The organism is Ruegeria sp. ABM4_193, assembly GCF_056158705.1.
In genome coordinates this window covers 2512116-2533690 of record NZ_JBSWTT010000001.1, presented here as the reverse complement: position 1 = coordinate 2533690, position 21575 = coordinate 2512116, and the positions used below count along the sequence as shown (strand labels likewise).

General features: G+C 58.0%; 20 protein-coding genes. 12 read left to right on the top strand and 8 right to left on the bottom strand.

Translation table 11 applies throughout. The annotated features are described in order from the left end of the window. Positions 1 to 84 precede the first annotated feature (84 nt). Positions 85 to 1419: an 8-oxoguanine deaminase gene (locus ACXADZ_RS12640; RefSeq protein WP_475196809.1), complete on the top strand. Its 1335-nt coding sequence runs from the start codon at positions 85 to 87 to the stop codon at positions 1417 to 1419. On the opposite strand, the gene guaD is transcribed toward ACXADZ_RS12640, so the two are convergent. Continuing rightward, positions 1416 to 2702, bottom strand: coding sequence for a guanine deaminase (gene guaD / locus ACXADZ_RS12635; protein WP_475196807.1), 1287 nt, complete (start codon positions 2700 to 2702; stop codon positions 1416 to 1418). The two genes, ACXADZ_RS12640 and guaD, sit on opposite strands and share 4 nt — an antisense overlap. Positions 2703 to 2841: 139 nt before the next feature. On the opposite strand from guaD, the gene mgtE reads away from it, so the two are divergent. Beyond that, a complete protein-coding gene (mgtE, locus tag ACXADZ_RS12630) occupies positions 2842 to 4236 on the top strand; it encodes a magnesium transporter (protein ID WP_171092493.1) in 1395 nt (464 codons plus the stop codon). Next, a complete protein-coding gene (locus ACXADZ_RS12625) occupies positions 4233 to 4790 on the top strand; it encodes a 5-formyltetrahydrofolate cyclo-ligase (protein ID WP_171668788.1) in 558 nt (185 codons plus the stop codon). Before mgtE ends, ACXADZ_RS12625 begins: the two co-directional genes overlap by 4 nt. Positions 4791 to 4793: 3 nt before the next feature. Here ACXADZ_RS12625 and ACXADZ_RS12620 read toward each other — a convergent pair whose 3' ends face one another. Continuing rightward, complete coding sequence (locus ACXADZ_RS12620; protein WP_216602834.1) at positions 4794 to 5021, bottom strand: putative hemolysin; 228 nt, start codon at positions 5019 to 5021, stop codon at positions 4794 to 4796. Between the two features lie 133 nt (positions 5022 to 5154). On the opposite strand from ACXADZ_RS12620, the gene ACXADZ_RS12615 reads away from it, so the two are divergent. From ACXADZ_RS12615 to ACXADZ_RS12605, 3 genes are all read left to right on the top strand, one after another. Then, complete coding sequence (locus ACXADZ_RS12615; RefSeq protein ID WP_475196803.1) at positions 5155 to 5970, top strand: TIGR00282 family metallophosphoesterase; 816 nt, start codon at positions 5155 to 5157, stop codon at positions 5968 to 5970. A gap of 87 nt (positions 5971 to 6057) precedes the next feature. Then, entirely contained in the window at positions 6058 to 7836 is a 1779-nt protein-coding gene (locus ACXADZ_RS12610; protein WP_171092485.1) for an SLC13 family permease, read from the top strand. Positions 7837 to 7931: 95 nt separating this feature from the next. Continuing rightward, a complete protein-coding gene (locus tag ACXADZ_RS12605; RefSeq protein WP_475196800.1) occupies positions 7932 to 8669 on the top strand; it encodes a YbaY family lipoprotein in 738 nt (245 codons plus the stop codon). Positions 8670 to 8682: 13 nt separating this feature from the next. Here ACXADZ_RS12605 and ACXADZ_RS12600 read toward each other — a convergent pair whose 3' ends face one another. The 4 genes from ACXADZ_RS12600 to ACXADZ_RS12585 form a co-directional block, all read right to left on the bottom strand. Beyond that, positions 8683 to 10344 (bottom strand): FAD-binding dehydrogenase, encoded by a 1662-nt coding sequence (locus ACXADZ_RS12600; protein WP_171668784.1) that lies wholly within the window; start codon positions 10342 to 10344, stop codon positions 8683 to 8685. A gap of 11 nt (positions 10345 to 10355) precedes the next feature. Continuing rightward, positions 10356 to 11213, bottom strand: coding sequence for a bile acid:sodium symporter family protein (locus ACXADZ_RS12595; RefSeq protein WP_475196798.1), 858 nt, complete (start codon positions 11211 to 11213; stop codon positions 10356 to 10358). 73 nt (positions 11214 to 11286) lie between these two features. Continuing rightward, positions 11287 to 12021 (bottom strand): glutamine amidotransferase, encoded by a 735-nt coding sequence (locus tag ACXADZ_RS12590; RefSeq protein ID WP_475196796.1) that lies wholly within the window; start codon positions 12019 to 12021, stop codon positions 11287 to 11289. 16 nt (positions 12022 to 12037) lie between these two features. Continuing rightward, positions 12038 to 13810 carry an SLC13 family permease gene (locus ACXADZ_RS12585; RefSeq protein ID WP_475196794.1) on the bottom strand — a complete coding sequence of 591 codons (1773 nt, stop codon included), beginning with the start codon at positions 13808 to 13810 and terminating at the stop codon, positions 12038 to 12040. A gap of 110 nt (positions 13811 to 13920) precedes the next feature. On the opposite strand from ACXADZ_RS12585, the gene ACXADZ_RS12580 reads away from it, so the two are divergent. Both ACXADZ_RS12580 and ACXADZ_RS12575 read left to right on the top strand, forming a co-directional pair. Further along, positions 13921 to 14661 carry a YebC/PmpR family DNA-binding transcriptional regulator gene (locus ACXADZ_RS12580; RefSeq protein WP_170352472.1) on the top strand — a complete coding sequence of 247 codons (741 nt, stop codon included), beginning with the start codon at positions 13921 to 13923 and terminating at the stop codon, positions 14659 to 14661. Positions 14662 to 14808: 147 nt separating this feature from the next. Then, a complete protein-coding gene (locus ACXADZ_RS12575; protein WP_475196790.1) occupies positions 14809 to 16089 on the top strand; it encodes an MFS transporter in 1281 nt (426 codons plus the stop codon). Between the two features lie 11 nt (positions 16090 to 16100). Here the strand turns inward: ACXADZ_RS12575 and ACXADZ_RS12570 are convergent, their stop codons facing one another. Continuing rightward, on the bottom strand, positions 16101 to 16790 hold the full coding sequence (locus ACXADZ_RS12570) for a nitroreductase family protein (protein ID WP_171105729.1): 690 nt from the start codon (positions 16788 to 16790) through the stop codon (positions 16101 to 16103). Between the two features lie 27 nt (positions 16791 to 16817). Further along, positions 16818 to 17711: a LysR family transcriptional regulator ArgP gene (locus ACXADZ_RS12565; RefSeq protein ID WP_171092470.1), complete on the bottom strand. Its 894-nt coding sequence runs from the start codon at positions 17709 to 17711 to the stop codon at positions 16818 to 16820. A gap of 88 nt (positions 17712 to 17799) precedes the next feature. Between ACXADZ_RS12565 and ACXADZ_RS12560 the strand changes: the two genes are divergently transcribed. The 4 genes from ACXADZ_RS12560 to betC all read left to right on the top strand — a co-directional run bounded on the left by ACXADZ_RS12560 (position 17800) and on the right by betC (position 21512). After that, the gene (locus ACXADZ_RS12560) at positions 17800 to 18399 is read left to right on the top strand and encodes a LysE/ArgO family amino acid transporter (protein ID WP_171185085.1); all 600 of its coding nucleotides are present in this window, start codon (positions 17800 to 17802) and stop codon (positions 18397 to 18399) included. A 40-nt stretch (positions 18400 to 18439) separates the two neighbouring features. Then, positions 18440 to 19348 carry a DMT family transporter gene (locus tag ACXADZ_RS12555; RefSeq protein ID WP_171092466.1) on the top strand — a complete coding sequence of 303 codons (909 nt, stop codon included), beginning with the start codon at positions 18440 to 18442 and terminating at the stop codon, positions 19346 to 19348. A gap of 86 nt (positions 19349 to 19434) precedes the next feature. Then, positions 19435 to 20007, top strand: a complete 573-nt coding sequence (gene betI, locus ACXADZ_RS12550) for a choline-binding transcriptional repressor BetI (protein ID WP_171092463.1) — start codon at positions 19435 to 19437, stop codon at positions 20005 to 20007. After that, positions 20004 to 21512, top strand: a complete 1509-nt coding sequence (gene betC / locus ACXADZ_RS12545) for a choline-sulfatase (protein WP_475196785.1) — start codon at positions 20004 to 20006, stop codon at positions 21510 to 21512. Before betI ends, betC begins: the two co-directional genes overlap by 4 nt. The last annotated feature ends 63 nt before the right edge of the window (positions 21513 to 21575 follow it).

Genomic DNA, 21575 nt, shown 5'->3' with positions numbered 1-21575 from the left:
AAACCGGATATAGCCGGTTCTTGAGCCCGTTTTCCGCCGGCCAACGCACTCCTTGCATGAAACGGGCAGATGCAGGAGAGCGATATGACCGAAATCCTACTCAAGAACGCTGACCTTATCCTGACGATGGATGACACCCGGCGGGAGTTGTCTGGGGCTGACATTCTGATCCGCGACGGGCAGGTTGCCCAGATCGGGAAGGGCTTGCACACGCAGGGCGAAGTTCACGATGCCTCGGGCTGTCTGGTGACACCCGGTCTGGTGAACACTCATCACCACCTTTACCAAACCCTGACCCGTGCCGTTCCGGGCGGTCAGGATGCGTTGCTGTTTGGGTGGCTGCAAACGCTTTACCCGATCTGGGCAAGGTTCGGACCGGACGAGATGTTCACTTCGGCCCAGATTGGCTTGGTTGAACTGGCGCTGTCGGGTTGTACGCTCAGCTCTGATCATCTTTATCTCTACCCCAACGGCGCGCGGCTCGAAGACACGATTTCTGCTGCGTCCGAGCTGGGGATGCGGTTCCACCCAACGCGTGGCGCGATGAGCATCGGCGAGAGCGATGGTGGACTGCCGCCGGACAGCCTTGTTGAACAGGAAGCCGCCATTCTGGACGATATGATCCGGGTTGTTGACGCGTTTCATGACCCGTCAGTAGGGTCGATGTGCCGCGTTGGCCTTGCCCCGTGTTCGCCGTTCTCTGTCAGCCGTGAGCTGATGCGCGATGCAGCTTTGCTGGCGCGAGACAAAGGTGTGATGCTTCATACACATTTGGCTGAAAATGATGAGGACATCGCTTATTCGCAGGCGCAGTTCGGGTGCCGCCCCGGTCAGTATGCCGAAGATTTAGGCTGGACCGGTCCCGATGTCTGGCACGCCCATTGCGTCAAACTGGATGGGGCCGAGATTGATCTGTTTTCACGCACCAAAACAGGTGTGGCCCACTGCCCCTGTTCCAATTGCCGCCTTGGGTCTGGCATCGCGCCGGTGCGTGCAATGCGGGATGCAGGCGTCAAGGTTGGCCTTGGCGCGGATGGGTCGGCCAGCAACGACAATGGCAACCTGATGCTGGAAGCCCGACAGGCGATGCTGCTGCAGCGAGTCGCCAATGGTGCAGATGCCATGTCGGCCCGCGAAGCGTTAGAGATCGCGACGCGTGGCGGGGCCGATGTGCTGGGCCGCACTGATTGCGGCCGACTTATGCCCGGCAAACGCGCGGATATCGCGGTGTGGGACACAGGCTGCATCGAAAGCGCAGGCAGTTGGGATCCTGCCGCGTTGCTTCTCGCGGGACCGATGACCGTTAAGCATCTGTTTGTAGAAGGCCGTCAGGTCGTACGGGATGGGCATATCACTACGATTGATCTGCCCCGTGTGATCGAGCGTCAGAATGCGCTTGCGCGGGCGTTGCAGGCTTAAGCAACCTGTTGCCCGCCGATCCAAACCTCGGCCACGGCCCGATCATCACCCATCATGATTGTCGGGAAGACTGCCTCCCACACATCGTTTGCATGGGCCTCGCGCTGGGCGATGGCTGGGGTCGAGGCGAGGTCCAGCACAACCAGATCCGCCTCCATCCCCGGTGCGACATTGCCGATGCAGTCATCCATGCGCAGGCTACGCGCGGACCCGACTGTGCCCAGCCACAGCAATTGCGCCGGATGCAGCGGGCGGCCACGCAGTTGGCCGATCTCATAGGCCGCCGCCATTGTGCGCAGCATCGAGAAACTGGACCCGCCGCCTGTGTCCGTGGCCAGACCGATGCGGTGGCCATCATGGATCAGACCGCTCATGTCAAACAAACCCGACCCGATGAAGGTGTTCGAAGTGGGGCAGTGGATCAGTGAGGCATCAACTTCGCGCAGCCGATCGCGCTCTCGGTCCTCCAGATGGATGACGTGCCCGTACAGGCCGTTTTGACCCAGCAGGCCAAACTTCTCGTAAGTGTCCAGATAGTCCCGCGCGTCGGGGAACAGAGACTGAACCCATTCGATTTCATCTGTTTGCTCGCTCAGATGGGTTTGCATCAGGCAATGAGGATGCTCTGCCCAAAGCGCGCCCATCGCCTCAAGCTGTTCGGGGGTTGAGGTCGGCGAAAAGCGCGGGGTGATGGCATAGGACAGCCGGTCGATACGATGCCACTTTTCCAGAAGCGCGGCAGATTGGTCATAGGCGGTCTGAGCCGTATCGCGAAGACCTTCGGGCGCATTGCGATCCATGCAGGTCTTGCCCGCCACCACCCGCTGTCCACGTTGCTGCGCAGCCGTAAAGAATGCATCCACACTTTCGGGGTGGATTGTGCAAAAGCTGCACATCGTGGTGGTGCCATGTGCGGTGGTCAGATCCAGATAGCGATTGGCGATTTCACTTGCATAGACGGGATCGCCAAACTTCATCTCTTCCGGGAAGGTGTAGGTGTTCAGCCAGTCAATCAGCCGCTTTCCCCAACTGGCAATCATTGCCGTCTGCGGGTAATGCACATGCGGGTCAACAAAACCGGCCATGATCAGATGATTACCGTGATCCCTGGTGACCGCATCAGGATGAGCCAGCGCCAAAGCATCGACGGCGCCAAAATCTGCGATGCGCCCGTCTTCTATCACAACCGCTTCGTCCAACCGCGTGGCGTCGGTCGGCTCTCCGTCAAAGGGTGAGCCGTTAAAGCTCAGAACGCGCCCTTTCAAAAGCGTCTTTTGCGCCATTTGCCCTGTTCTCCACCTGTTTGGAACCACGCATCAGCATAGGCGGACGAAAGAAGTGGGTAAATCGGCGCATTGTCATTGTTTTCCGGTAGCTGCTTCTTCTATTTAGAAGCCAATCGCCGAATAAAGGGGGCAGCGCATGACGACAGGCAGTGACGAAGCCGGACACGATCTGCCCCGGGAGGACGACGCTTACGCACTGGATCCCAAAGCAGTGGCTGCGATCCTCTATGCGGTGGATATCGATGATCGCGAAAAGCTGATCGAGTTGATGGAGCCGTTGCACGCGGCTGACATCGCTGACCTTCTTGAACAGATCAACCCGTTTGACCGGGCCCGCCTGATCCGCCTGTATGACAAGGAATTCGACGGCGACATCCTGTCCGAACTGGATGAATCGGTTCGGGAAGAGGTGATCTCAGTCCTGAAGCCTGATGTTCTTGCGGACGCTGTGCGCGAGATGGAAAGCGACGACGTCGTTGACCTGCTCGAAGACCTTGAGGAGCCTCAGCAGGAAACCATCCTGGATGCGCTGGAGGATTCCGAACGGATCGCCGCCGAACAGGCGCTGTCCTACCCTGAAAATTCGGCCGGCCGTCTCATGCAGCGCGAGGTCGTCATGGCGCCCGAGCATTGGACCGTCGGGCAAACGATTGATTTCATGCGCGCCAATGATGATCTGCCCGAGCAGTTTTATCACGTGGTGCTGGTCGATCCGCGCCTGAAGCCAGTGGCGCAGGTGACTTTGGGCAAGCTGATGGCGGCCCGACGTGAGGTGCCGTTGCATGATCTGACGGAAGAGGAGTTCCACATCATCCCTGTCGATCAGGACGAGGAGGACGTGGCGTATGCCTTCAATCAGTACCACCTGATCTCGTCCCCGGTTGTGGACGCAGATGGACGTCTGGTTGGTGTCATCACCATCGACGATGCGATGGTGGTTCTGGATGAAGAGCACGAAGAAGACATCCTGCGTCTTGCCGGTGTCAGTGACGAAAGCTCCATTTCCGACAGTGTCGCAGCGACCAGTCGGCGGCGGTTGCCTTGGCTGGCGGTGAACCTATGTACCGCGATCTGTGCCTCGCTGGTGATTTCACAGTTCGAGGCTGCGATTGATCAACTGGTCGCACTTGCCATCCTGATGCCGATTGTGGCGTCGATGGGGGGCAATGCGGGCACGCAATCGCTGACGGTGGCGGTGCGTGCTCTGGCGACGCGCGACTTGACCAATGCAAACGTTATGCGTGTTATCCGGCGCGAATTGTTGGTCGGCATGCTCAATGGGCTGTGCTTTGCCATCGTGTTGGGAACCGTGGGGATGTTGTGGTTCGATTCTCCGCTGCTGGGTGTCGTGATCGGATCGGCCTTGGTCGTGAACATGATCATCGCCGGGTTCGCGGGTACGGTAGTACCTGTCGTGCTGGACCGTTTGGGTGTTGACCCGGCGCTGGCGTCCGGAACCTTCGTGACGACTACAACGGATGTCATGGGGTTCTTCATCTTTCTTGGCCTTGCCAGCGTGGTGCTCTTGTGACCGATCTGACCGAAATCAAAGCCGCAGCCCGTAAGGCGGCCTTTGCGCGCCGCAAGGCTGCATTCGATACGCGTTTGCCCGGTGCAGCCGGACGGTTGTCCGAGGTTCTGGCGGGGCACCGGGGCGTACCCATGTCAGGCTATATGCCCATCAGAACCGAGATCGACCCTCTGCCCGCGATGGCCGAGGCATCGGCTTACGGGCCGGTTGGCGTACCGGTCATTCAGGCCGCTGGTCAACCTTTGAAATTCTCTCGCTGGACGCCCGAAGGTGTGCTGAAAGATGGCCCGTTTGGTGCCAAAGTGCCCGAGGTGGATGACTATTTCGATCCCGAGATTCTGGTCGTGCCGCTGGTCGCGTTTGATGCAAATGGCGGTCGGCTGGGCTATGGCGGCGGGTTCTATGATCGCACGCTAGAAGGTTTGCGCGCCAAACGCCCGACGCTGGCCATCGGTTTCGCCTTTGACGCGCAAGAGGCCGAGGGCCTGCCGTTGGAGTCAACAGACCAACCGTTGGACATGGTCATCACGGAAAGTCGGGTGCTGACCTTCTAGCTGTTATTGCTCGAAATGGCTGCGTAAGTAATCCCAGGCATCCACTTCGGTGCCGTCTTTAAGGATACAGACGCCGTAGACGCTGCCATCTTCGTTTTTCCGAAGTTGATACGTCCCGTCGTTTTCGATGCAAAATGTTGCCGCAGGGTTGGGCATGGAGGTTTTGGTGCCTTCGGCAGCGGCGGACGTAGCGACAAAGACGCTGGCGGTCAATAAAACTAGAGATTTCACGAAGAATTCCTTCTATATTCAAACGCTGTTTCAATACATTGCCACGGCTGAATGTGGATTCAACCCTCAACTCGGCGGCAAATTTCATGCTTCCGCCTTGTTATTGCCCTGCACAGCCCCTACGACCCGGATCATGAGGATTTTGTTTCTTGGTGACGTCATGGGGCGCGCGGGTCGCGCCGCCGTTCAGCAGCACTTGCCGCGCCTGCGCGACGAATGGCGGCTGGATTTTGTTGTGGTCAACGGCGAAAACGCGTCGAACGGTATGGGACTCAGCGGCGATCACGCCAAGCTGCTTTTGGATGCGGGTGCGGATTGCCTGACGCTGGGTGATCATGCCTTCGATCAGAAGGACATGTTGCAATATATCGAGAAAGAGCAGCGCATCGTGCGCCCAGTGAATTTTGCCAAAGGCGCGCCGGGGCGGGGTCATCGGCTGTTCAATGCACCGGGTGGGCGCAAGGTTCTGGTCGTGCAGGTGCTGGGACAGGTTTTCATGAAGCGGCCCTTTGACGACCCGTTCTCGGCCATCGAACCGATCCTGAAATCCCACCCTCGCGGGGGGCAGGCGCAAGCCATTATCGTGGACATGCATTGCGAGGCGACGTCCGAGAAAATGGCGATGGGCCACTACTGCGACAAGCGTGCCAGCCTCGTTGTAGGAACGCATACCCATGTTCCGACCGCGGATTCTCAGATTCTACCGGGTGGTACAGGGTATCTGACAGATGCCGGTATGTGCGGAGACTACGACTCGGTCATTGGGATGGACAAGCAGGAACCGATGCGCCGCTTCATCACCGGTATGCCCAAGGCGCGGTTCACCCCTGCAAACGGTGAAGCCACGCTGAGCGGCGTGTTCGTGGAGACCGATGATCGTGACGGTCAGGCTAAAACTGTTCAAATGGTGCGCGTCGGCGGGCGTTTGGAGCAGGCTGGGCCCGAATAATCAACGTCAGGCTTGCTCTGCTGCGCGCAATGCGTGAAACTGCATGTCATCAGGCGCTTGGGCCCGGGTTCGGACAGAATACCACGAATGAATTTCCTTTCACTGACAGACACGGGCAGCGCAGTTCTGGCGCTGCTTATTGTTGCGGGCATGTTCATCATGTTCCTGCGCGAGGTGTATCCGACCGAGGTTGTGGCCATCGGAGGCGTCTCGCTGATGCTTGTGACTGGTATCCTGCCCTATCAAAGCGCATTGGCGGTTTTGTCCAATCCTGCGCCGTGGACCATTGCGGCGATGTTCATCATCATGGGGGCCTTGGTGCGAACGGGGGCGTTGGACTCGTTCACTTCAACCGCGCAGAAGCAGGCGCAGGTGAATCCACGTATCGCGATTGGTTTGCTCATGGGGTTTGTTGTTGTGGCCTCGGCTGTAGTGTCGAACACGCCAGTTGTGGTGGTCATGATTCCTGTATTCGTGCAAATCGCCCGCACCCTGAATGTGCCCGCGTCCAAACTGCTGATTCCGTTGAGTTATGCCGCCATTCTGGGCGGCACACTGACGCTGATTGGCACATCGACCAACCTGCTGGTCGATGGTGTAGCACGCGCACAAGGGATGACACCCTTTACAATCTTCGAAGTCACGCCACTGGGGATCGTCCTTGTGATCTATGGGATGTTCTACCTGCGCTTCATTGCGCCCAAGCTTTTGCCCGAGCGCGACAGCATGGCGTCGCTGCTCAGCGACCGGTCGAAGATGAAGTTCTTTACCGAGGCCGTCATTCCGCCAGACAGCAACCTCATTGGGCGCGAGGTGACAGGTGTTCAATTGTTCAAGCGGCCGGGTGTACGCTTGATCGATGTTCTCCGAGGGGATGAATCTCTTCGGCGTAACCTGAAAGGCGTCGAACTGCGGGTCGGCGACCGTGTCGTGTTGCGGACCGAGATGACCGAGTTGTTGAGCTTGCAAAGCAACAAGGAACTCAAGCGCGTGGACCAGGTGTCTGCCGTTGAAACCAAGACGGTCGAGGTGCTGATCACGCCCGGTTGCCGGATGGTGGGACGGGCCTTGGGCATGCTGCGACTGCGCAGGCGCTATGGCGTCTATGTCTTGGCCGTTCATCGCCGCAATCAAAACATCGGTCGTCAGTTGGACGAACTGGTGGTTCGCGTCGGTGACACCCTGCTGCTGGAAGGTGCACCCTCAGACATCCAGCGCCTTGCAGCGGAAATGGACATGGTCGACGTTACACAACCGTCCGCGCGGGCTTTCCGCCGTCGTCACGCACCCATTGCAATTGGTGCGCTTGTCGGGATTGTCGCCCTGGCCGCGCTGGGCATCGCGCCGATCCTTCTGTTGTCGATTGTAGCGGTCGCTGTGGTCCTGATGACCCGCTGCATTGACGCGGACGAAGCGTTTTCCTTTGTGGAGGGTCGATTGTTGGCATTGATTTTTGCCATGCTCGCCATCGGTGCGGCACTGGACAACTCTGGCGCGGTGTCGCTGATCGTCGAGGCCGTTGCGCCCGGGCTAGGTGCCTTGCCACCGTTCCTGATCATATGGGCGGTTTATCTGTTGACCTCGGTCCTGACCGAGCTGGTCTCAAACAATGCCGTGGCCGTCGTTGTTACACCGATTGCAATCGGGCTGGCTCAGGCTGTTGGGATGGACCCGCGCCCCCTTGTCGTCGCTGTCATGGTTGCGGCCTCGGCATCATTTGCGACGCCGATCGGCTATCAGACGAATATGATGGTATACGGTCCCGGCGGCTATCGGTTTACCGATTTCTTGAAGGTGGGCGTCCCGTTGAACCTGACGGTCGGATTGCTGGCGTCCCTGCTTATCCCGTTGATCTGGCCTATCTAATGTCGGCGCGGAATCGCCACTCGTAAACTGCTAGACTTGTAAATCCCGGGTGACACACAATCTTTTGTGAATGTGATTTGCAAAGGGGATTTGCCATGCTGACAGCAGCCCAAGCCACATTGGCAGGCGCAGCAATTGCAACCATGATCAGTGGTGCCGCAATGGCCGGTACGATTGAGGGAACTGCAACCTACCGCGAGCGTATTGCGCTTCCACCTGACGCAACCCTGTTTGTCGAGCTTCAGGATATTTCGCTGGCCGATGCACCAGCCGTAACACTCTCGGCGCAACGATACGCGCTGACAGGTGTGCCTGCGCAGTTTGAACTGACCTATGATGACGCGTTGATCAAGGAAGGGCACAGCTATGCGGTGCGCGCGACGGTCACGCAGGGGCAAAAGCTGTTGTTCACTACAGACACGGTTTATCCTGTCCTGACAAACGAAGCGGGGAACTCGGCTGACCTGTTGCTGGTCCAGGTTCAAAGCCAAAAAAGCGCAACACTTGAGAACACCGAATGGGTCGCGGCAACACTAAACGGCGCACCGCTGCAGGCTGAAAGACGCCCCGAACTGAGCTTTGGGCAAGGCGGGGCCTTTGGGGGCAGTGGCGGCTGCAACCGTTTCAATGGTCAGGCAGAGGTTTCGGGCAACCGGATTACCTTTCCGGACAACATGGCCGCAACCCTCATGGCTTGCCCGCCCGAATTGGATGAGGTTGAGCGCGCGTTTCTGAAGTCGATGCAGGCCATCACATCCTTTGCGATGGAGGGGGATGCGCTGGCTCTCCTTGATGCTGAGGGAGAGCCTGTGATCAAGCTGGTCCGTAAATAGAGCTGCAAGGCCGTCAGGCGACGGCCCTAGACCGCCCTGCGTTGCGCCCCGAAAAGATGCATCCGCCCAGGAAGGTTCCTTCCAGCGCGTTGTACCCGTGATAGCCGCCTCCGCCAAAACCGGCGACTTCGCCTGCGGCGAACAGGCCGGGCACCACGTTTCCATCTTCCCCGATCATCTGGCTGTCAAGGTTGGTTTGTAGCCCCCCCAGCGTTTTGCGGGTCAGGACGTGCAGCTTAACCGCAATAAGCGGACCGTTGGCCGGGTCGAGGAACTTGTGCGGTTTGGCAGTGCGGATCAACTTGTCTCCGCGATAGTTTCGGGCGGCCAGAATCGCCATCATCTGGGCGTCCTTCGAGAAAGGATTGTCGACCTGCGAGTCGCGCGCTTCGATCTGCCCACGCAAGTGCGCTTCGTCGATCAACCCACCGCCCAGATGGTTCATCCCGTTGACCAGTTCGGTCAGCGTGTTGGCCACGACGAAATCCTCGCCATGTTCTTTGAACGCCTCGACCGGGGCGGTTGCCTTGGACCCGGACAGGATGCGCTGACGGATCACTTCTTTCCAACTGCCCGAGGTGAAATCGGGGTTCTGTTCCGACCCAGACAGCGCGAATTCCTTCTTGATGACCTTTTGGGTCAGAACAAACCAGCTGTACTCGTACCCTGTTTTCAGGATTTCCTTCAACGTCCCCAACGTATCGAATCCCGGCAAGCAGGGTGGTTCTAGACGGTTCCCTTTGGCGTCGAACCACATTGAGCTGGGGCCGGGCAGAATGCGGATGCCATGGGCAGGCCAGATCGGATCCCAGTTGCGGACGCCTTCGGTGTAATGCCACATGCGGTCGCCATTGATGACGTGTCCGCCCGCTTTTTCGCTGATCCCGATCATGCGGCCGTCGACATGAAAGGGCACACCAGCCACCATGTCTTTTGGCGGTTCACCAAGACGATCTTTGGGCCAGTTCTGCCGAACCATTTCAAAGTTACCGCCGATACCGCCCGAGGTAACGATGACCGACGGCGCATAAACCTCGAACTCACCCACTTCGTCCCGGTTGGTCTTGCCGCCACGTTGGGCGGTGTCGTCGGCCAAAACCTCGCCAGATACGCCTTTGGCAGTGCCGTTCTGCATGATGATGTGGCTGACCTGATGGCGGAACTTCATTTGGATCAGACCGGCGCTGGCATGTTCTTTCACACGTCGGATGAAATGCTCCAGAACGCCGGGACCAGTGCCCCAAGTGATGTGAAAACGCGGGACAGAGTTGCCATGCCCGTTCGCATAAGAGCCACCGCGTTCTGCCCAACCTACGACCGGAAACCAGCGCAAACCCATCTCGTGCAACCACGGGCGCATTTCACCAGCCGCAAACTCGACATAACTCTCGGCCCATTTGCGGGGCCAGGCGTCTTCCGCGCGGTCGAACTGTGCGCTGCCCATCCAGTCACGAAGGGCAAGCTCTTGGCTGTCGTGTATGCCCATCCGGCGTTGTTCCGGAGTGTCGACCATGAACAAACCACCGAGGCTCCAGAACGCCTGACCACCCAGAAAGCTCTCGGGCTCCTGATCGACAATGATCACCTTCTTGCCTCGGTCACCCAGTTCAGCCGCTGCTGCCAATCCAGCCAGGCCCGCGCCGACGACAATCGCATCTGCTGTGTTCTTGGTCATAAACTGTCCTTTCAGCGTCGGCGAAACCAAACGAGGAACGGCAACACGACGGCATACATCGTGATCCCGTAGACTGCGGACGGCAGGGCCAGAGGGCTAAATCCGCTCTCTGTGCCTGTAATAAGGGCCGCCAGTGTAATGCCCAGTGTCGAGTTCTGGATGCCAGTGTCAATTGATATGCTTTTACACTCGGCCCATGACAGATTTGCAGCGCGTGCGATCCCCAGCCCGATAAGTAAAAGGGCAACGTTAAGCGAGATCAGACCGGCGCCCATGATGCCCAGGTTATCAATAAAAATCTGCCAGTTCCCGGCCAGGGCGGCCACAACGATCAATACGAACAAAGCGGTTGCGAGCTTTGAAAGCCCATTCTCGATACGGTTTGCAAACCCGGTTGCAAACCTGCGAACTACGACCCCGATGGCGACGGGAAGGGTTGTGATCAGAAACATGGCAATGGCCAGGCCGCTGATCGACACATCAGGTGCGTTTTCCCCCATGAAATAGGTGATGGACCACGCGGCCAGAAAGGGCACTGTCAGGATTGACAAGATGCTGATCACCGCAGTCAGGCTGACGGAAAGCGCCACGTCGCCCTTTGCCAATTTGGTCAGAATATTGCTGGTCACACCGCCGGGGCAAAAGCTGAGCAGCATGAAGCCAACTGCGATTTCAGGGGGCAGGCCAAATAGAGTGACGGTGAGGAATGCAGCGATGGGCAAAAGCACCACCTGACAGACCGCACCGATTGCAAACGGGTATTTTCGGCTCAGTACGCGCCGGAAATCTGCGGTCTCGAGACCAATGCCAAGTGACAGCATGATAATGGCCAGCGAGATCGGCAGGCCAACATTGATGAGCAAGTCCAAGAACAACTCCTCCCAAAGTCGTTTCGGATCAGCCTATGCGAGCATGAAAGGCGCAGGCAACCGCGCCGTTGGGTCACTTGTAGCGTTCGACGAAACGGCGCAGGATTTCGCCGGGTTGGGTGACGTCTGCGGCGTTGCAGATGTCGATCAAACGCTGGGCATCTTCGGGCGGGAAATAGCCGTGATGCTTGTAGATATTGATGCGCTGTTCGAAGTCTTTTGCATCCGCTTCGGGGTGAAACTGCGTGGCATAGACGTTCTGACCAAAGCGGATCATCTGAAATGGGCAGGGGTCTGAGGCGACAAGATGCACGCAGCCTTCAGGCAATGCCTGAACAGCTTCCTTGTGACCAACGAAGGCGTCGAATTCCGGGATCAGCCCGGCTGTCAGTGGATCATTGGCACCATCTTCCGTCAGGCGGCAGGCCGACGGCCCGACGGGTTCGCTGTACTGGGCTTTGCTCACGTCACCGCCCAGATGTGCGGCCAGAACGCCCAAACCATAGCAGCAGCCCATGAAGGGGTGATCCTGCGCCGTGATCTGCGGCATGAGCCCCATGACCGCACCTTCGATCTTTGCATCCAGTTCAGATTTCGTCGCGGGATCATCGCTGACACAGCCGGGACCACCGCCAACGATGACACCTGCATAGTCTGTTACGTCCAAACTTTCAGGTAGGTCCTCACAATCCAGCCGGATACGGTGGGTTTGCTCGGGAGCAAGGCCAGTCTTGTCCAGAATCGAAGCATATTCGGCGTCGGATGCATCCGTTTCAGGTCGCAGTTGAAGGATAAAAAAGCGTTTCATGTGCTGCCTTTACCCGTCAAAGCGGCCAGAAGACAAGGATGGCAGGTATGGAAACCGCGATGATCAGCACCTCAAGCGGCAGACCCATGCGCCAGTAATCGCCGAACCGATAGCCTCCGGGGCCCAGAACCAGCGTATTGTTCTTGTGCCCGATTGGCGTGAGGAACGCGGCCGAGGCAGCTACGGCAACCGTCATCAGGAATGGGTCGGGCGAAACCTCGAGCGTGCGGGCCATTTGTATTCCGACCGGCGCGGCGACAATGGCGGTGGCGGTGTTGTTCAGCACATCCGACAAAGTCATGGTTACGACCATCAGCACAGTCAGGATCGCCCAGGCGGGCAGGCCATCGGTCAGCTGGATCAGCGCATTTGCGATCAATTCAGTCCCGCCAGAAGTCTCCAAAGCACTGCCGAGTGGGATCATCGAACCCAGGAGGACAACCACCGGCCATTCAATGTGATTGTAGATATCCGCAATCGGCATGATCTTGGTCAGCACATAGGCAATGACCACCAGTCCAAGGGCAATGGGCAAATAGATCAGTCCCACACTTGCGGCCAAAACCGCAGCAGCGAACAGCCCAATGGCAAGCCACGCCTTATCGTTTGCTGTGACGTTCAGACCGCGTCCGGCAAGGGGCAGGCAGCCCAACCATTCGGTGACATCCGCCGCGCGGTCGCGCGGGCAGAGCAGCAGCAGGATATCGCCGGGTTCTACCTCGGTTTTGCGAACCTGTTGGGTGATTTGTCGCCCCTGACGTGAGATGCCCATCAGCACTGTACTCTGCCGCCAGGCCAGTCCAAGACCCTGTGCGGTGCGTCCGGTGACACGAGCGCTTTCCGGTACGACCACTTCGATGACGTCCAATCCGTCACCTTCTGCCGTCAACACTTCTTGCCGTCGCGTGTCCGAGAAGTCGAGGTTCAGCGCGGCGCGAAATTCGTCCAACGCCTCGGGCCGGGCTTCCAGAACCAATGCGTCGCCCTCTTTCAACGTGGCATGGGCGGATCGGCCATAACGCCGCTTGCCATCGCGGATCAGACCGATGATGGCGACGTCGGACTTTTCAGCGGCCTCATAAAGCTCGCTGACGCGTTTGCCGATATGCGCGGATTCAGGGGGGACAGTTAGCTCGGCTATATACTCCGCCAATGCTTCCGATGTTTCAGTTTGCGGCCCGCGATTTGGGATCAGACGCCAGCCGACCAGAGCGACAAAGGCAAGACCCGCAATTGCGGCTATCCCGCCCACGGGCGCAAAATCGAACATGTGAAACGGCTCGCCCAGCGTCTCGGCCCGGATCGAAGCGATGATGATGTTCGGAGGGGTGCCGATCAGTGTTGCCATCCCCCCAAGAATGGTGGCAAAGCTCAGCGGCATCAGCGACAGACCCACTGATCGCCCCGCCTTGCGCGCGGTTTGGATGTCCACCGGCATCAGCAAAGCCAGCGCAGCCACGTTGTTCATGAAGGCTGACAAGACCGCACCGATCCCGCCCATCAGCGCAATATGCGCGCCCAGCCCACGTGAGGCATCGACCAATGTGCGGGTGATCATGAACACCGCCCCTGACCGGACCAAACCGGCAGAGACGACCAGAACCAGCGCCACGATGATGGTGGCCGGGTGGCCGAACCCTGCAAAAGCGTCATCCACTGGCACAACACCCAGCACGACACCGATCATCAGTGCGGCAAAAGCCACAAGGTCGTAACGAAACCGACCCCAAAGCAGCATTCCAAAAACCGTAATGAATAGCGCAAAAAGAATAATCTGATCTGTCGTCATACAGTCACCATAGTCCCAGCCTCGCAAGGAGCAAGTCGCTCTCTTGATCCCGCCCCCTGCAAACGTCTATATGAGCGCCGAACACGTAATCACGATGACGAGGACGCACTATGGCAGGCCACTCCAAATGGGCCAACATCCAGCACCGCAAGGGACGTCAGGACGCCGCGCGGTCCAAACTGTTTTCCAAACTGTCGAAAGAGATCACAGTGGCCGCCAAGATGGGCGACCCCGATCCCGACAAGAACCCGCGCCTGCGTCTGGCGGTGAAAGAGGCAAAGTCGAACTCGGTGCCCAAGGACGTGATCGACCGCGCAATCAAGAAATCGGTTGCAGGTGAAGGCGACGAATACGAAGAAATCCGCTACGAGGGTTACGGCCCGAACGGTGTCGCGGTGATCGTCGAGACCATGACAGACAACCGCAACCGCACCGCTTCGACCGTGCGCTCGACCTTTTCCAAGAACGGTGGAAATCTGGGCGAGACGGGCTCGGTCGGGTTTATGTTCGACCGTAAGGGCGAAGTTGTCTATCAGGCGGATGCTGGCGATGCAGACACAATTTTCGAAGCCGCGATCGAAGCCGGTGCCGAAGATGTCGAAAGCTCGGAAGATGGCCATATCATCTGGTGTGCGGACACTGACCTGAACGATGTGTCAAACGCATTGGAAGAAGCACTGGGTGAATCAGAATCCACCAAGCTGGTTTGGAAACCGACTACGACGACCGAGTTGGGTCTGGAAGACATGCAAAAGCTAATGAAGCTGGTCGATGCGCTGGAAGACGATGACGACGTGCAGCGCGTCACAACCAACTTCGAAGCCACTGACGAAGTGATGGCTCAGCTCTGAGCTGCTGCAAATCGCCAATACGAAGCCCGGCCAATCTGGTCGGGTTTTTTCGTTTTGGCACAAATTCTGAGGGTTATTGGCTGAATCCCCGTAAACGCATAGGCTGGGCGGGTGTTGATCCGCAGGGAAGGCGCAACCGAAAGGCCAATGACATCCGAAACACCTGATACCGCCAAGCGCAATGTACCGGTTCTGACCGGCCAGAGTATTGTGTCACAGGTTGCGTGGACGCTGGGCAGCCCATCGGTGGTATTGCCGTTTCTGGCGGTGTCTTTCGAACTGCCCATGTTTGTGGCAGGCGCGCTGGTTTCGGTGCGGATGGTTGGAAGCATGATTTCCGATTTCTTTCTGGCGCAATCCATTGCAGCAAAACCGCAAAAGAAGCGCGCAATTGCCATAACCGAGGCCGTTATCGGTGCCTGTCTTGTCCTTGCAATGGCCGCAGCCGCGACCGGCGTCGTCCCTTTGATCGCCGTAGTTTTCGTTTCAGTCTTTTTTGTGATCGGTCTGGTCGACGAGGTTCAGAACCTGATGTTCACCGATCTGCTGGGCGATCATGTCCATTCCCGATCTCGCATGGTTATGCACTATCTGCAGCTTGGCGGAGGTGGATTATGTGCCATTGGCCTTGCATTGCTGGTGCATCAGATCACCAAGGAAAACCCACCCTTCTCACGCCATTCCACAATGATCGGCGTGTCTGTCGCGTTCTTTCTGCTATCGGGTCTGTTGATGCTGGCGATGACAGAGAATGCACGCTCTGCCGCACCGGCAAAACCGACTGAAACCAAAACAAGGTTGTCGCTCAGGTCCAATGTTCAAGGTATTCTGGGTATGTTCGAGCAGGCCTGGTTTCGGCGTTACATGGCCATGCGTATCCCTTTGGTGGCAGTCTCGCTATCTGTCCCGTTTTTCGCGCTCATCGCGGCCGAGGCGCATCACAGTTCGGCGAAAGGTCTGACTGCGATGATCGTGTCTTCCGCCTCGGGGTATCTCGTTTCCGGACCGCTGTGGCAAATCGTGAACATGAAGTCTCATCGCGCCGTCATGGTGGTTGGCACCTTGATGGTGGCAGCGACCGGAACTGTTCTTTTGGCGTTCCACTACTTGGGCATCGATCACGAGGTTCATCTGCATGCCGTCGCGTTGTTTGTTGTCACGGTCGCAGTGACAGGGATCAGTAGTGCGCGAAAACTATATTTTCTGGATGTCGCGCCCAAGGAACAACGTGTGCAGGGATCAGCCGCGATCAAGTCGTTCACACGATTGTTCGCGGTTCTGCTCTCGGCGGCCTTGGCCGCTGTCGCGCATATGCACGAGGTCGCCTTGGCGGTCGGCTTCATCGTTGCCGCCAGTTTGGTGGCCTGCGCGACATGCTATCGCATGATGTCACCCGTACAGAAGGACGCGCCCCTTTCGCAGGAATAATCCAGTGGCCTTCAGAAGAACGAAGAAATCTCCTCAAGCGGTTTCTTCAGCTTTGCCACCGCAGGTACCGTTGCGTTTTCCGAAGGGTGACCTACTGCGATGATCATTGTCGGTTTTTCCGATGCAGGGCGGTCCAGTGCATCGTTCAGAAACCGCATCGGATTCGGGGTATGGGTCAAAGTGCTGAGGCCCGCGTGGTGCAGCGCAGCCAGCAGAAACCCGGTGGCAATGTTCACGCTTTCCGGCACGTAGTAGTTCTTGTACCGCGTCCCATCTTCGAAGTGTCCCCAGCGCTGGGCGAACACCACGATCAGCCAGGGTGCAATAGTCAGATGTTCTTTGACAGCGTTGGTGCCGATGGGCTCCAACGCTTTTATCCATTCGTCACCTGCGCCGCCTGCGTAGAACCGGCGCTCCTCTTCTTCAGCTTCTTCCCGGATGCGCTGCTTTAGGTCAGGGGCCGAGATCGCAGCAAAATGCCAGGGTTGATGATTGGCGCCAGACGGCGCGGTGCCCGCCGTACGCAGACACGTTTCGATCACAGAACGGTCCACGGGGCGGAGGCTGAAATCTCGCACCGTGTGGCGCTGGCGCATCTTGTCGTAGAACTCTTGTGCGGCACCTTGCATGTCAGCATCGCTGATCTCGGACCGGTCAGGCAATGGAATGGGATCATAGCTGAGGGCATCGCGTGAAAACATCGGTTCCTCCGAAACTTTGGTGTGCGATCAGTTCGCGCTGGGCGGCAGCAGGACCTGCTTGGCGGCACGTTGAACCGCATGTGTAAGCGGTTTGAGGGCAGGTGCAAGTACGCGACCAACCTGCCAGCTGAGGGCAACATCCAGCGGAGCATTGGCCAGGAGGGGCAGCAACCGCCCTTGTTCCAAGGCGTCTTTGGCCAGGGCCGCTGGGTTCATACCCCATCCCAGCCCGGCAATCGCAGCATCCACGAAGCCGTTCGAGGATGGCAGGAAATGAAACGGCGGCGACATCTGGCCCGCGATGTATTGCGACAGCCATGCCTTTTGCAAACCATCCTTTTGGTTGAAAACCAGGCAGGGCGCTTTGCTAAGCGTGCCCTCGTTCACACCATCCTTGAACCACGTGTTGATGAAGGAAGGGCTGGCTGTGGGCAGGTACCGCAGCACACCCAGCGCCGTCACGTCACATCCTGTCACGGGACGCCCGCCCACAGTGACGGCTGCGCTGACCTCTCCGCGTTTCAGCCAATCCGCTGAATGGTCCTGGTCGTCAACGACTAAATCGAACAGCATGTCGGGCACTTGCGCCATTGCATCGATAAACCATGTGGCCAGAACATCTGCAGGCACCGCTATGCGCACCCGCCCGGATCGCGGGTTCTGTTCCAACGCCAGTTCGCGGGCAAGTTGCGCCTCAAGAAGACCGACATCCTCGGCATAGCGGGCAATACGCAACCCTGCGGGCGTTCCGGTGCAAGGTGTAACCCGATGGATCAAGGATGCGCCGACCCGATCCTCCAGCGCTTTGATCCGCTGGGAAACTGCAGAAGGCGTGACAGCCAGTTCCGCAGCGGCGGCTTCAAAGCTCCCAAGGCGCAGGATGGCTGACAATGCGGACAGTTGGTTTGGATCCAGCAGCATTAGAGTTTCTTAAGTCAGAGCAGAATCTTTAATTTGATAGGTCAAGCCAAGGGGCTTAGTCAACGCTTGGAAAGGTTCAGGAGGTTCCATGCCAACATCCATGATTGCCGGTTTTGCACTGGGTTTCAGCCTGATCCTTGCGATCGGTGCGCAAAATGCCTTTATCCTGCGGCAGGGACTGCGGCGCGAGCATGTTTTCATTCTGTGCCTGACCTGTGCTGTGTCCGATGCTGTTTTGATCGGCGCGGGAGTGGCCGGTTTTGGCACTCTGGCGCAGGCGGTGCCATGGTTCGAAACCGTGATGCGCTATGGCGGTGCCGCGTTTCTGACCTGGTATGGGCTGCGTAGCCTTGGCTCGGCCTGGCAGGGTGGCGCAGTGATGGAGATCGGCAATGGTCAGCGCACCAGCTTGAAAACTGCGCTTCTCACGGTGCTCGCCTTCACCTGGCTGAACCCGCATGTCTATTTGGACACTGTCGTGCTGATCGGTTCAATCTCGGCGCAGTATGACGACCGTCTGGGGTTTGCACTGGGCGCAATGACGTCCAGCTTTGTCTTCTTCTTCTCGCTAGGGTACGGAGCAGGCGTTCTGTCGCCTGTTTTTACCCGCCCGAGGGCGTGGCAGGTGCTGGATGCCGGGATTGGCGTTGTCATGCTGGGGATCGCACTGAAACTTGTTGTCATGTGAAGGGTTGTTCCTGACCGGGTTTCGGTGTTCAACCTAAGCCATGACTTCACACGCCGTTTCATCCCGCCCCATAGCAGGCATGTTCTGGATGTTTTCCGCCGGGCTGTCTTTTGTTGTGATGACGGCTTTGGTGAAGTCCTTGGGGACGACCATGAACCCGATTCAGGCAGCGTTTCTGCGATACGCTTTGGGGCTGGTTTTCTTGCTTCCGGCTCTGCGGTCGATCATGGCAACACGGCTAACGCCCCGTTTGTTGACTCTGTTCGGCGTGCGGGGTGTGGTTCATGCTGTTGCGGTGATGCTGTGGTTCTTTGCCATGACGCAGATCCCGTTGGCTGAAGTTACGGCTATGAACTACATGACACCCGTCTACGTGACTTTGGGGGCAGCCCTTTTTCTGGGCGAAAAACTGGCCTTTCGGCGGATCGCAGCAATTCTGGTTGCTTTGGTCGGGGTGTTGATCATCCTGCGACCGGGCTTCCGAGAGGTGTCTCCGGGGCATCTGGCGATGCTGGGCACAGCTTTGACGCTGGGCGGTTCGTACCTGCTGGCTAAGCTGTTGGTGCGCGATGTGCCACCTTCGGTTGTTGTTGCGCATCTTTCGATTTGGGTGACATTAGCACTGATCCCCTTTGCTGTGGCGGTCTGGACTCAGCCCAGCCTTCGCGATCTCGGGGTTCTGTTTCTGGTAGCCTGTTTTGCCACTGCCGGGCATTATTTCATGACCTTGGCATTGCAAGCTGCACCAGTGGCCGTCACGCAGCCGATTACTTTTCTTCAGCTAATCTGGGCCACATTGCTGGGCGCTGTTGTATTTCACGAAAGCGTGGATGTTTGGGTCGTTGCCGGTGGAACTTTGATCTTATGCGCTGTCAGCTTCATCTCATGGCGCGAAGCCGTGCTGAATCGCCGAGACTTGACGCCTCCGAGTATTGCGCCGAAGCTATGAGGTAGGTCCTACCGCGCCTTTCATTGATTGACGAGTCAATAAAAAACTCCTAATTTGGGATCATAACGCCTGTTCAGGGGGGAATGATGCCTAAAGTAGGAATGGAGCCGATCCGCCGGGATGCAATTGTCCGTGCCACGATTGCCGAATTGGGCGTGCAGAAATCCCTTGATGTGACAGTCAGCCAGATTGCGAAACGAGCAGGCATGTCCAGTGCACTGGCGCATCACTATTTTGGCGGCAAGGATCAGATATTTTTGGCAGCCATGCGTCAAATCCTGACGGATTTTGGCGAAGAGGCGCGCGCAAAGTTAAAGGCGGCCGCGCCCGAGGAGCGAGCAAAAGCAATCATTCAGGCGTGCTTTGCCCCCTCATGTTTCACACCGGACGTGATTGCCGCGTGGATGACCTTTTATGTTCTGGCGCAAACCAATGATGACGCGCTGCGCCTTTGGCAGGTCTATCAAGCGCGCATCCGTTCGAACCTTATCGATGCGCTTCGCCCCAAGATGAAGGATCCGGTTGAGGCGGCAGAAAACATGATCGCCTTGATTGATGGGCTATACATCCGAGCGGCTCTCAGCGCCCCGGAAGAGCCGCAATTGGCGGTGAACCACGCAATGCGCGTGCTCAACACTCTGCTCGAGGCCGAAAAATGACAAAACCAAACATTCTGATCCTGATGGTGGATCAGCTGAACGGAACCCTCTTTCCCGACGGTCCCGCAGACTGGCTTCATGCCCCGAACCTAAAGAAACTGGCCGAACGGTCGACCCGGTTTGCCAACGCTTACACGGCCTCGCCGTTATGCGCACCGGGGCGGGCCAGCTTCATGTCCGGCCAACTGCCTTCGCGCACCGGCGTCTATGACAACGCAGCCGAGTTCCGCAGCGACATTCCCACCTATGCACACCACCTGCGCAGGGCGGGATACTATACCTGCCTGTCCGGCAAAATGCATTTCGTCGGCCCCGACCAGATGCACGGGTTCGAGGATCGTTTGACCACCGACATCTACCCGGCCGATTTCGGCTGGACGCCGGATTACCGCAAACCGGGCGAGCGGATCGACTGGTGGTATCACAACATGGGTTCCGTCACCGGCGCGGGTGTTGCCGAAATCTCCAACCAGATGGAGTACGATGACGAGGTTGCCTATAACGCCAAGGCCAAGCTTTATGATCTGGCGCGCGGCAAGGATGAACGTCCATGGTGTGTGACCGTCAGCTTTACGCATCCCCACGACCCATACGTCGCCCGCCGCAAGTATTGGGACTTGTACGAGGATTGTGAGCATCTTCTGCCCGAGGTCGCTGATATCGGCTACGACAATCAGGACCCGCACGCCAAGCGGATCTTCGACGCCAATGACTGGCGCAGTTTTGACATCACCGAAGAAGACATTCGCAAATCCCGCCGCGCCTATTTCGCAAACATCTCCTATCTGGACGACAAGATCGGTGAGATCATCGAAGTATTGGAAACAACCCGTCAAGAGGCGATCATCCTGTTTGTCTCGGATCACGGTGACATGCTGGGCGAACGCGGCTTGTGGTTCAAAATGAACTTCTACGAAGGTTCCGCGCGTGTGCCGCTGATGATTTCATCCCCTGATCTGCCTGCCGGGCGGATCGACACGCCGGTTTCCACAATCGATGTAACCCCGACCCTTGGGGCCTTGGCAGGTGTCGACATGGATGAAATCGCGCCATGGACGGACGGCGAAAACCTCGTTCCGCTGGCGAAAGGTGTCGAACGCACCGCGCCGGTGGCTATGGAATACGCCGCCGAGGCATCCTACGCGCCGCTGGTATCGCTGCGCTATGGCAAGTGGAAATACAACCGCTGCACGTTGGACCCGGATCAGCTGTTTGATCTCGAGGCCGACCCGCACGAACTCACCAATCTTGCAGACGGTCCCGAACATGCGGGTACGCTGCAAACCTTGCGCGCTAAATCCGAAGCCCGTTGGGATCTGGATCGCTTTGACGCCGACGTCCGCGCCAGCCAGGCGCGGCGCTGGGTCGTGTACGAAGCGCTGCGGCAAGGCGGATATTACCCATGGGATTACCAGCCGCTGCAGAAAGCATCGGAACGCTACATGCGCAATCACATGGATCTGAACATCGTCGAGGAAAACGCCCGGTTCCCACGCGGCGAATAACCTCTTCATCTTTTCGAAAATACTCCCGCCGGAGGCATCCAACCTTCTCGGCGGGACAGGAGT